Below are 10,506 nucleotides of genomic sequence, written 5' to 3'. Positions count from 1 at the left end.
CGCCGGCACAGCCGGAAGTCGCCCGTCCGGCCCGTTCGGCCGGCGGTGGCTTCAGCCGTCCCGACCGTGGGGACGACCGCGAGAAGCGCTTCGGTGAAAACGCTCCGGGCAAGGCTGTCAGCCGCACCCGTGGCGAGCCCAAGCGCCGCGAAGGCCGCCTGACCATTCACTCGGTTGCCGGTGGCGACGGTGAAGCCGTCGAGCGCATGCGCTCGCTGGCCTCGGTCCGCCGTGCCCGTGAACGTGAAAAAGAAAAGCGTAAAGGCTCGTCGACCGACGCGCCGAACCGTCCGCGCGAAGTCGTCATTCCTGACGTCATCACCGTGGGTGAACTGGCCAACCGTATGGCCGTGCGCGGCGTCGACATCATCAAATTCCTGATGCGTCAGGGCCTGATGATGAAGATCAACGACGTCATCGATTCCGATACCGCCGAACTGGTGGCCTCGGAATATGGCATGACCGTCAAGCGCGTGTCCGACTCCGACGTTGAAGAAGGCTTCCTGTCGCAGACCGATGACAGCGATGCCACCGAGGCCCGCGCTCCGGTCGTCGCCATCATGGGTCACGTCGACCACGGCAAGACNNATCACCCAGCACATCGGTGCCTATCAAGTCCGCCTGGAAGATGGTCAGCGCATCACCTTCCTCGACACCCCGGGCCACGCCGCCTTCTCGGCCATGCGTGCCCGCGGTGCCAACGTGACGGACATCGTGGTTCTGGTGGTGGCTGCCGACGACGGCGTCATGCCGCAGACCGTCGAAGCCATCCAGCACGCCAAGGCGGCCAACTCGCCGATCATCGTGGCTGTCAACAAGATCGACAAGCCGGGCGCTGATCCGCAGAAGGTCATCAACGAGCTGCTGCAACACGAGATCGTTGCCGAAGCTTATGGCGGTGACACCATGGTCGTCGAACTGTCGGCCAAGGAACGCACCAACCTCAAGGGTCTGACCGACGCCATACTTCTGCAGGCCGAAGTTCTCGAACTGCGCGCCAATCCGGACCGTTCGGCCGAAGGCGTCGTCATCGAAGCCCAGCTCGACAAGGGCCGTGGTGCCGTGGCGACCGTTCTGGTCAAGCGCGGTACGCTGAAGCGCGGCGAGATCGTTGTGGCTGGCTCGGCATGGGGTAAGGTCCGTGCCCTGCTGAACGAACGCAACGAGCAACTGACCGAAGCCGGTCCGTCGCTGCCGGTTGAAATCCTCGGCCTGTCGGAAGCTCCGACGCCGGGCGATGCGTTCGCCGTGGTGGAATCCGAAGCCCGCGCCCGCGAGCTGGTGGAATACCGTCAGCGCAAGAAGCGCGAGAAGTCGCAAGTGTCGGGTGGCGCTCTGTCGCTGGCCGATATGATGGCCAAGCTCGGCTCGAAGAAGATCAGCGAACTGCCGGTCCTCATCAAGTCGGACGTGCAGGGTACCGCCGAAGCCATCGCCGCTTCGCTGGAGAAGATGGGCAACGACGAAGTTCGTGCGCGCATCGTGGCCCACGCTGCCGGTGGTATCACCGAAAGCGACGTCAACCTGGCCAAGTCGGCTGGCGCTCCAATCCTCGGCTTCAACGTCCGTGCCTCCAAGCAGGCCCGCGATCTGGCCGAGCGTGAAGGCGTCGAGATCCGCTACTACTCGATCATCTACGACCTGCTGGATGACATTAAGGGCGTGCTGTCGGGCATGCTGGCACCGATCCAACGCGAAACCTTCCTGGGTAACGCCAAGGTGCTGCAAGCCTTCGACATCACCAAGGTCGGCCGCATCGCCGGCTGCCGTGTCACCGAAGGCGTGGTCCGCAAGGGCGCTCGCGTCCGTATCATCCGCGACGACGTGGTGGTGCTGGAACTGGGCGTGCTCAACACGCTCAAGCGCTTCAAGGACGAAGTCAACGAAGTCCCGTCGGGTCAGGAATGCGGTATGCAGTTCGCCGGCTTCCAGGACATCAAGGAAGGTGACTTCATCGAATGCTTCACCGTGGAAGAGATCAAGCGCACCCTCGACTAGGGTTCGGTTGTTCCACAGTGAACAGGATCAAAGGGCGCGGTATCGAAAGGTACCGCGCCTTTTTCTTTGCCCGCAGGCAGCAAGACGCTAGGTTCGCTGAAGGGCGGTATCCAAGGGATTTGCAATGAAGCGAAGCGTTCTGGCCGGATTGATCTCGACCGCGATTGTGGGCACGGCGGGTACCGCTATGGCGGATGTGCGCTATCTGGCCTTCGATGCCGATGACCGGACCACCCAGGCCCTTACACGGGGCATTACCCTTGAGGTCGAGCGCGGTCTGTTCGGAGCCACGCGACTGAGAGGGCTGTATTCAACCAGCAGCAGGGGCTCGGCCACGTTCAAAGCCGCGTCTGTGGCCGGTGTTCAGGACGTGGTACCCGCACAAGAGCGAGGCGGCTCCATCTATGCGATCGAACCCCAAGGCGACGGACGGGCCTTGTCGCGCGCACTTTGCCCCGGCTCAGAAGAGGCCTGGCTTGTGGTGGGCAGGGTACGTTCAGGCCGCCCGTTGACCATCCATGCCGTCGGGCATTGGCCTGATGGCAGGAAACGGCACTGTGTCGCGCTCAACTATCGATATCGTGGCGAATGGGCGCGCCTGCCCAATGCCACAGGCGACATGCCGTTGGACCGCTAGACATGAAACGGTGGCTGGCTCTGGCCTTGCTGATGCTGGTGTCGGGGCTGGCCGGGTGGTGGAGCGCGGACTGGAAACCGCAGAGGGTACAGGGGCACCCCAGTCAAACCGTTTACCTGTTGGACAATGGCTATCACACAGATCTCGCGGTGCCGGTTTCCGTGCTGTTGGCCCGGGATGATGCGCTTGCGCGGGCAGTGCGACAGACAACCGCCCTGTATCCGGATGCTCGCTGGGTCCTGATAGGTTGGGGCGAGCAAAACTTTTTTCAGGGGAGCGGACCTATCCGCGAGCGTCTGCCGGAAGGGGCGAGGGCGCTGTTCACACCCGGGGGATCACCTGCTGTCCTACAGTTGATTGCGCTGCAGGCGGCGCCGGGCCAGATGTGGGCTGACGAAGCCTATGGGGCAGCGCTCGATGATACGGGAATGGCCCGTCTGAGAGGTCGCATAGCGCGCTCACTGGCCACCCGTTCTGACGATACCCCTATAAGAACCACCGTCAGTCAGGCCTATCGCCCGCGGGACACAATGTATTTCGCAAGCCGCGAGCGGTTCTCGGTTTTCAAACTGTGCAATCACTGGATGGCCGAAGTCCTGTACGCGGGTGGACTGGAGATGCCGGTTGGCAGGGCGTTGCTGTCGTCCGAAGTGGTGAAGGCCGTTTCGGTCCATAACGAGGGTCGAACTGGACTCGAGCGTCCACAATGACTAGACCGCGCCCTTCGCGTTAGTCAGCCGGCGTCCGATCCCCGGCGGCGCGAGACTTAAGGAGGCAGGTCACATGGCCCGCAAACAACACACCCGCAACGCCACCGGCCCGCAAGGTCCCAGCCAGCGCCAGCTGCGCGCGGGCGAGCTGATCCGTCACGCTCTGGTCGATGTGCTGCGTGAAAACGAAATCCACGACGAGGCCCTGATGGGCGTCTCATTGACCGTGACCGAGGTCCGAATGAGCCCGGACCTGCGTCACGCCACCGTCTTTGTCGAACCGCTGGGCGCGGGCGTTACCACCGCCGACACCAACGGTCTGGAAGAAGACGTCGAGAAGGCTCTGAACGAGCATTCCAAATTCGTCCGTGGCCTTCTGGGCCGTCGTATCGACATGAAATACACGCCGGAACTGCGCTTCCTGCACGACAAGAGCTTCAATGCTGCCGGTTATATGGACGCCCTGTTCAATGATCCGCGCATTCAGGCCGACCTGAAGGCCAAAGACGAGCCGCAGGAAGACTGATGGCCCGTCGCAAGAAGGGCGAGATCGTCAACGGCTGGATCTGCCTCGACAAGCCTTATGAGATGGGCTCGACCGAGGCCGTGACCAAGGTTCGCCGCCTGTTCAACGCCCAGAAGGCAGGCCATGCGGGTACGCTCGATCCGCTGGCCTCCGGCATCCTGCCGATCGCGCTGGGCGAGGCGACCAAGACCGTGCCGTTCATGATGGACGCGCAGAAAATCTACCGCTTCGTCATCCACTGGGGCATTTCCACCGACAGTATCGACCGCGAGGGTACGATCATCGGCCGCTCGGATGTGCGTCCGACGGTGGAACAGGTCAAAGCCGCCCTGCCGCAGTTCGTTGGTACGATCGACCAGGTCCCGCCTGCCTTCTCGGCCATCCGCGTCAATGGCGAGCGCGCCTATGATCTGGCGCGCGAAGGCTTTGAAGTGGAACTGAAATCCCGCCGCGTGACCATTCATGAGGCTGCCGTCACCTATGCGCCCGACGCCGATCACGTCGAAATCACCATGCGTACGGGCAAGGGCGTCTATGTCCGTTCGCTGGCGCGCGATCTTGCCGCCGTTCTCGGGGCAGAGGGGCATGTTTCGGTCCTGAGACGCGAGATGGTGGGGCCGTTTAACGTACAGAACGCCGTCACACTGGATTTTCTCGAGGATTTGGCGCATAAGGGCACCGCCTCTGAAGGCCTTCTGCCTGTGGCGACCGCTCTGGACGACATCCCGGATCTGGCCGTGACGGAACAGGAAGCCCTCTCTCTGAGACAGGGACGACCCATCGTTCTTCTGCCGAAGCAGGTTGAACAGCTCCAAGGCCGACTGGGTTCGGATGAGGGGACTGTCGCAATCTACTCCGACGGGACGCTGGTTTGCCTCTGCAATCTCAAGGCCGGTCGGCTAGCGCCGGACCGCGTATTTAACCTCACCTGAGAACAGACCCTGTCTCGTTTTCAGGTTGTCTAGCGCCCTCATACAGCGAGCCTCCGCGAGGCGAGCGATAGGGCAAGAAAGGACATACGATGTCGATTACGGCTGCCCGTAAAGCTGAAGTCATTGCTGAAAACGCTCGCTCGCAAGGCGACACCGGTTCGGCTGAAGTTCAAGTTGCAATCCTCTCGGAGCGCATTGCCAACCTGACCGAGCACTTCAAGACCCACAAGAAAGACAACCACTCGCGTCGCGGCCTGCTGAAGCTGGTTTCGCAACGTCGTCGTCTTCTTGACCACCTGAACAAGGTGGACAGCGCTCGTTACCAAGCGCTGATCGCCAAGCTGGGCCTGCGTCGCTAAGGCGCCCCGGTTGCGGATCGGATGAATTTCCACGAGGCGCGGGCGGTCACGTCCGCGCCTCGTTCCGCACCTAGTATGCATGTTTCCCGGCGCCGTGGGATGCAACGGCGCAACCGACGCGAGGGCCGCGAGAAATGGTCCTCTTCACCGATCTGGAGGCAAAGGTGCCACCAGGTTATCGGGGACTGAAGGACTGAACGACCTGACGCTCCGCACACCCCCGACGGGAATACGCCCGCGGGAGACGAAAGAAGAAAAATGTTCGATATCAAACGCAAGACGATCGAGTGGGCGGGTCGCCCGCTGACGCTGGAAACCGGTCGCATCGCCCGTCAGGCTGACGGCGCCGTGCTGGCCACCTACGGTGAGACCGTGGTTCTGGCGACCGTCGTCTACGGTCGCGCACCGAAGCCGGGAATGGACTTCTTCCCGCTGACCGTGAACTACCAGGAAAAGACTTTCGCAGCCGGCAAGATCCCGGGTGGCTACTTCAAGCGTGAAGGCCGTCCGACCGAGAAGGAGACGCTGGTTTCGCGTCTGATCGACCGTCCGATCCGCCCGCTGTTCGTCAAGGGCTTCAAGAACGAGACGCAAGTCATCGTCACCGTCCTGCAGCACGATCTGGAAAACGATCCGGACATCCTGTCGATGGTGGCCGCTTCGGCTGCCCTGACCATCTCGGGCGTGCCGTTCATGGGCCCGATCGGTGGTGCCCGCGTCGGCATGATCGACGGCGAGCTGGTGCTGAACCCGACCATCGCCCAGATGGAAGAGTCGGCTCTGGATCTGGTCGTCGCCGGTACGGCTGACGCCCTGATGATGGTCGAATCCGAAGCCAAGGAGCTTTCGGAAGAGAAGATGCTCGAAGCCCTGATGTTTGCCCACAAGGGCATGCAGCCGGTCATCGACGCCATCATCGATCTGGCCGAGCACGCCGCCAAGGAGCCGTTCGACTTCCAAGCCGAGGACCACTCGGACGTCGTCGCCTCGATCAAGAAACTGGTCGGCGAAGACATCAAGGCTGCCTACAAGCATCCGGGCAAGTACGAGCGCCGCACCGGCGTCGAGGAAGCCAAGAAGAAGGCTGCCGAAGCCCTGGTGAAGACCGACGAGAATCCGGACGGCGTTGATCCGTCGAAATTCTCGGCCGCCTTCAAGGAATGCGAAGCCGACGTCCTGCGCCGCGACATCATCGAAAACGCCCACCGCGTTGACGGTCGAGCACTCGACAAGGTCCGCGCCATCGTGTCGGAAGTCGGCGTCCTGCCGCGCACCCACGGTTCGGCCCTGTTCACCCGCGGTGAAACCCAGGCTCTGGTCGTTGCCACCCTCGGCACCGGCGAAGACGAGCAGTACATCGACAGCCTGACCGGCACCTACAAAGAAAACTTCCTGCTGCACTACAACTTCCCGCCGTACTCGGTCGGTGAAGCTGGCCGCATGGGCTCGCCGGGTCGCCGCGAAATCGGTCACGGCAAGCTGGCATGGCGCGCCATCCGTCCGATGCTGCCGTCGAAGGAAGACTTCCCGTACACCATCCGTCTGGTGTCGGAGATCACCGAGTCGAACGGCTCGTCCTCGATGGCTACCGTCTGCGGTTCGTCGCTGGCCCTGATGGACGCGGGCGTTCCGCTGATCCGTCCGGTGTCGGGTATCGCCATGGGTCTGATCCTAGAGCCGTCGGGCGAGTTCGCCATCCTGTCGGACATTCTGGGTGACGAAGATCACCTCGGCGACATGGACTTCAAAGTCGCCGGTACCTCGGAAGGCATCACCTCGCTGCAGATGGACATCAAGGTCCCGGGCATCACCGAGGAGATCATGAAGCAGGCTCTGGCTCAGGCTCACGCCGGCCGCAGCCACATCCTCGGCGAAATGTCGAAGGCTATGGACGCTCCGCGTACCGAGCTGGGCGAGTTCGCTCCGAAGATCGAGTCGATCAAGATCGCTGTCGACAAGATCCGCGAAGTCATCGGTTCGGGCGGCAAGGTCATCCGCGAGATCGTGGAAAAGACCGGCGCCAAGATCGACATCGCCGACGACGGCACGATCAAGATCGCTGCCAACGAGCAGGAAAAGATCGACGCGGCCCGCGACTGGATCAACTCCATCGCTGCCGAGCCGGAAGTGGGCACCATCTACACCGGTAAGGTTGTGAAGGTTGTCGACTTCGGTGCCTTCGTGAACTTCTTCGGTGCTCGTGACGGTCTGGTCCACGTGTCGCAGATGGCTCTGGAACGCGTCGCCAATCCGGCGGACGTCGTTTCGGAAGGCCAAGAGGTCAAGGTCAAGTTCCTGGGCTTCGACGATCGCGGCAAGACCAAGCTGTCTATGAAGGTTGTTGACCAAGCCACCGGCGAGGACATCACCGACAAGATCAACGCCGAGCGTGCCGAACGTGGCGAGCCGCCGCTTTCGGAAGACACCGGCGGTCGTCCGAAGCGTGAAGGTGGCGACCGTGGCGGTCGTCGTCCGCGCCGCGACTAAGACTTTTTAAGTCACAAAGCGAAAGCCCCCGCTGGACATCGTCCAGCGGGGCTTTTTCTTTGTTGTGCGACAGAAGGCGGGGCCTTCTGTCGGGCGCTACGTTCGCGACGCGGTCGCTCACTTCTTGAGCGTATTTCTAGTGCGCTACGTTTGTGACACGGTCACTCGCGACTTGAGCGCATTTTAGCTCGTGCACTCGGCGGGTTTTTCGTTGGGGCCGAAGAAGTCGCAGCCGCGTTTGATCTCGTCTTCGATCATCTGGCAGGGATTGGCGACGTTGCACGGCGGTCGTGTCGCAGGGCTTACGGCAATGCAGCGACGCACCAGCGCCTGCGCCGCATCGTCTCCGATCTCTTCGCGACAGGTGACCGGTTTTTTGAGTGGCTGTCCCTGCGGCGACAAACTGCCGGACTGGATGGCGGCTGTCGTTTCGACGGCGGCGGCGGCGGGCGTTGTCGGTGGGACTTCAGGGGTAGGGACGGGGTCAGACGGGTGGGCGTCGCAGGCACTGAGTATCAGCGCGAACAGGCTCGTCGACACAAGGGCGATGGCTTGGCGGGGCATGGGGCTTCCTTCCTTGTTCAGAAAGATAAGCCCCAGCCGTATCGCCAGTTCCGCCTTAGGCGGCGTCGACGGCGGCCTTCTGGATGGCGAACAGTTCGGTGCAGCCCTTTTCGGCGAGGGCGAACAGCTGGTCGAACTCGGCACGGCTGAAGCCGCGCTTTTCGCCGGTGGCCTGGATTTCGACGATGTTGCCGTCGCCGGTCAGGACATAGTTGCTGTCGGCCTCGGCGGTGGAATCCTCGTCGTAGTCGAGGTCGAGAACCGCCACGTCGTTAAAGATGCCGCACGAGACAGCGGCGACCTGATCAAGGATCGGGCTCTTGGTCAGGGTACCGGCCTCGACCATCTTCTTGAAGGCGATGGCCATGGCCACGCATGCGCCGGTGATGGAGGCGGTGCGGGTGCCGCCATCGGCCTGAATGACGTCGCAGTCCACGACCACCTGACGCTCGCCCAGAGCTTCTAGATCGACCACGGCGCGCAGCGAGCGGCCGATCAGGCGCTGGATTTCCTGCGTGCGGCCCGACTGCTTGCCCGCGGCGGCTTCACGGCGGCCACGGGTGTGAGTGGCGCGCGGCAGCATGCCGTACTCGGCCGTCACCCAGCCCTTGCCGGTGTTACGCATCCAGCCCGGCACCTTTTCCTCGACCGAGGCGGTGACCAGCACCTTGGTGTGGCCAAAGCTGACCATGCACGAGCCTTCGGCATAGCGGGTGACGCCCGTCTCGATGGTGACGGCGCGCATTTGATCGGGGGTGCGCTCGGATGGACGCATGGCAATACCTCGGGAAAGTGGGGTCGCCGTGACTTGCACGGCGCAGTTGACTGCTTATCCTGAATAAGACGCCGCGCGTCCATGCGTGCGGCGAGAGTTTTCAAGGTCACCAGACGATGAGCCTGCTTCATCCCTCGCCGGGTCTCGCGACACTGGACAGCCGCGCACGCGATATTTTCCGCCGTGTGGTCGAGACCTATCTTGAAACCGGAGAGCCGGTCGGCTCGCACACCATCCAGAAGGGTGGGGTGCAGCTGTCCTCGGCCTCCATCCGCAACACCATGCAGCAGCTGACGGCAGCGGGTCTGCTCCTGTCGCCGCACACCTCGGCGGGCAGGGCTCCGACCCATGCGGGCCTGCGTCTGTTCGTGGACGGCCTGCTGGAGGTCGGGGACCTCGGACAGGAGGAGCGCCGCGAGATCGACGCCCGTCTGGGCGGTATGGGCGCGGGCGGGTGTGGGGCCAATGTCGAAGAGGCGCTGGAGGCGGCCTCGGCCCTGTTGTCCGGCCTTGCGGGCGGCGCGGGCATTGTCGCCAGTCCTGTCAGCGATGCGGGCGTGCGCCATGTCGAGTTTGTCAAACTGGGCGTGGATCAGGCGCTGGCCGTGCTGGTGGCCGATGACGGCACGGTCGAGAACCGCATCATGAACCTTAGTGCGGGCGTCACCCCCGCCACGCTTCAGGAGGCGTCCAACTTCCTCAGCCAGCGGCTGCGGGGCCGTGCCCTGTCGGATGCCCGTCAGGAAATGCAGGCCGAACTTGAGGTCGCCAAGCGCGAGCTGGACGAGGCCGCCGCCCGTCTGGTCGAACAGGGACTGGCCGCATGGACGGGGCAGGGGGAGCGTGACCGCAGCCTGATCGTGCGCGGACGCGGCAACCTGTTGCAGGATGCCAGCGCCGCCGAGGATCTGGACCGCGTGCGCGTGCTGTTCGACGACATGGAGCAGAAGGAACAGCTGATCGGCCTTCTGGACGACGTCGGTGCCGCGCAGGGTGTACGCATCTATATCGGCGCGGAAACAAGACTATTTTCATTATCGGGTTCCGCAGTCATCGCGGCACCCTATATGTCAGGCAGACAACGTGTCCTTGGCGCCATCGGCGTGATAGGACCCGCAAGACTGAACTATGCCCGTGTCATCCCGCTGGTGGATTATACCGCCCGGGTGCTGGGCCGTATTCTGGACGGACAGGAACGTGACGGACAATAACGAAGAGACCCGGGATCAACTCGAGCAGGACATCCACGACGGTATCGACGCCGAGGGCACCGAGGATGCGGGCATGGCCGCGCTCGACGCCCTGATCGAGGAACGTGACCAGTGGCGCGACCGCGCCCTGCGTGCCGCCGCCGAGGCCGAGAACACCAAGCGCCGCGCCGAGACCCAGCTGAACGACGCCCGCGCCTATGCGATCCAGCGCTTTTCCAAGGACCTGCTGGGCGTGGCCGACAGCCTCGAGCGCGCCCTTCAGGCCGCGCCCAAGGATGCCGAAGGTGCGACCGCCAGCCTCGTGACC

Annotated in this window: 9 protein-coding genes and 2 pseudogenes; 9 read left to right on the top strand and 2 right to left on the bottom strand. The window is 63.1% G+C overall.

The features are described from left to right. The 7 genes and pseudogenes from infB to pnp form a co-directional block, all read left to right on the top strand. Nucleotides 1-1,998 (top strand): annotated as a pseudogene (gene infB / locus B3H86_RS13680) (translation initiation factor IF-2); the annotation flags it as partial. A gap of 124 nt (nucleotides 1,999-2,122) precedes the next feature. After that, the gene (locus tag B3H86_RS13675) at nucleotides 2,123-2,635 is read left to right on the top strand and encodes a hypothetical protein (RefSeq protein WP_292054890.1); all 513 of its coding nucleotides are present in this window, start codon (nucleotides 2,123-2,125) and stop codon (nucleotides 2,633-2,635) included. A 2-nt stretch (nucleotides 2,636-2,637) separates the two neighbouring features. Further along, nucleotides 2,638-3,345: a DUF2459 domain-containing protein gene (locus B3H86_RS13670; protein ID WP_292054888.1), complete on the top strand. Its 708-nt coding sequence runs from the start codon at nucleotides 2,638-2,640 to the stop codon at nucleotides 3,343-3,345. Nucleotides 3,346-3,418: 73 nt separating this feature from the next. Further along, the gene (rbfA, locus tag B3H86_RS13665) at nucleotides 3,419-3,871 is read left to right on the top strand and encodes a 30S ribosome-binding factor RbfA (RefSeq protein WP_292054887.1); all 453 of its coding nucleotides are present in this window, start codon (nucleotides 3,419-3,421) and stop codon (nucleotides 3,869-3,871) included. Then, entirely contained in the window at nucleotides 3,871-4,803 is a 933-nt protein-coding gene (gene truB / locus B3H86_RS13660; protein ID WP_292054885.1) for a tRNA pseudouridine(55) synthase TruB, read from the top strand. Before rbfA ends, truB begins: the two co-directional genes overlap by 1 nt. An 89-nt stretch (nucleotides 4,804-4,892) precedes the next feature. After that, nucleotides 4,893-5,162 (top strand): 30S ribosomal protein S15, encoded by a 270-nt coding sequence (gene rpsO, locus B3H86_RS13655; RefSeq protein ID WP_292039642.1) that lies wholly within the window; start codon nucleotides 4,893-4,895, stop codon nucleotides 5,160-5,162. A gap of 258 nt (nucleotides 5,163-5,420) precedes the next feature. After that, nucleotides 5,421-7,649, top strand: a complete 2,229-nt coding sequence (gene pnp / locus B3H86_RS13650; protein WP_292054884.1) for a polyribonucleotide nucleotidyltransferase — start codon at nucleotides 5,421-5,423, stop codon at nucleotides 7,647-7,649. A 183-nt stretch (nucleotides 7,650-7,832) separates the two neighbouring features. Here the strand turns inward: pnp and B3H86_RS13645 are convergent, their stop codons facing one another. Together B3H86_RS13645 and rph are read right to left on the bottom strand one after the other, a co-directional pair. Further along, nucleotides 7,833-8,213 carry a hypothetical protein gene (locus B3H86_RS13645; RefSeq protein WP_292054882.1) on the bottom strand — a complete coding sequence of 127 codons (381 nt, stop codon included), beginning with the start codon at nucleotides 8,211-8,213 and terminating at the stop codon, nucleotides 7,833-7,835. Nucleotides 8,214-8,268: 55 nt separating this feature from the next. Further along, nucleotides 8,269-8,988, bottom strand: coding sequence for a ribonuclease PH (gene rph / locus B3H86_RS13640; RefSeq protein WP_292054880.1), 720 nt, complete (start codon nucleotides 8,986-8,988; stop codon nucleotides 8,269-8,271). A gap of 116 nt (nucleotides 8,989-9,104) precedes the next feature. On the opposite strand from rph, the gene hrcA reads away from it, so the two are divergent. Both hrcA and grpE read left to right on the top strand, forming a co-directional pair. Continuing rightward, nucleotides 9,105-10,199 carry a heat-inducible transcriptional repressor HrcA gene (gene hrcA, locus B3H86_RS13635; RefSeq protein ID WP_292054878.1) on the top strand — a complete coding sequence of 365 codons (1,095 nt, stop codon included), beginning with the start codon at nucleotides 9,105-9,107 and terminating at the stop codon, nucleotides 10,197-10,199. A 73-nt stretch (nucleotides 10,200-10,272) separates the two neighbouring features. Then, nucleotides 10,273-10,506 (top strand): annotated as a pseudogene (gene grpE / locus B3H86_RS13630) (nucleotide exchange factor GrpE); the annotation flags it as partial.

Source organism: Brevundimonas sp. UBA5866 (assembly GCF_002432125.1).
GTDB lineage: Bacteria > Pseudomonadota > Alphaproteobacteria > Caulobacterales > Caulobacteraceae > Brevundimonas.
The sequence above is the reverse complement of the archived record's forward strand: the minus strand, read 5'-3'. Positions and strand labels throughout refer to the sequence as shown.

Bases quoted from the DNA above. Each gene is read 5' to 3' on its own strand.
- B3H86_RS13675 (WP_292054890.1), top strand. From the start codon at position 2,123: ATGAAGCGAAGCGTTCTGGCCGGATTGATCTCGACCGCGATTGTGGGC.
- B3H86_RS13670 (WP_292054888.1), top strand. From the start codon at position 2,638: ATGAAACGGTGGCTGGCTCTGGCCTTGCTGATGCTGGTGTCGGGGCTG.
- rbfA (WP_292054887.1), top strand. From the start codon at position 3,419: ATGGCCCGCAAACAACACACCCGCAACGCCACCGGCCCGCAAGGTCCC.
- truB (WP_292054885.1), top strand. From the start codon at position 3,871: ATGGCCCGTCGCAAGAAGGGCGAGATCGTCAACGGCTGGATCTGCCTC.
- rpsO (WP_292039642.1), top strand. From the start codon at position 4,893: ATGTCGATTACGGCTGCCCGTAAAGCTGAAGTCATTGCTGAAAACGCT.
- pnp (WP_292054884.1), top strand. From the start codon at position 5,421: ATGTTCGATATCAAACGCAAGACGATCGAGTGGGCGGGTCGCCCGCTG.
- B3H86_RS13645 (WP_292054882.1), bottom strand. From the start codon at position 8,213: ATGCCCCGCCAAGCCATCGCCCTTGTGTCGACGAGCCTGTTCGCGCTG.
- rph (WP_292054880.1), bottom strand. From the start codon at position 8,988: ATGCGTCCATCCGAGCGCACCCCCGATCAAATGCGCGCCGTCACCATC.
- hrcA (WP_292054878.1), top strand. From the start codon at position 9,105: ATGAGCCTGCTTCATCCCTCGCCGGGTCTCGCGACACTGGACAGCCGC.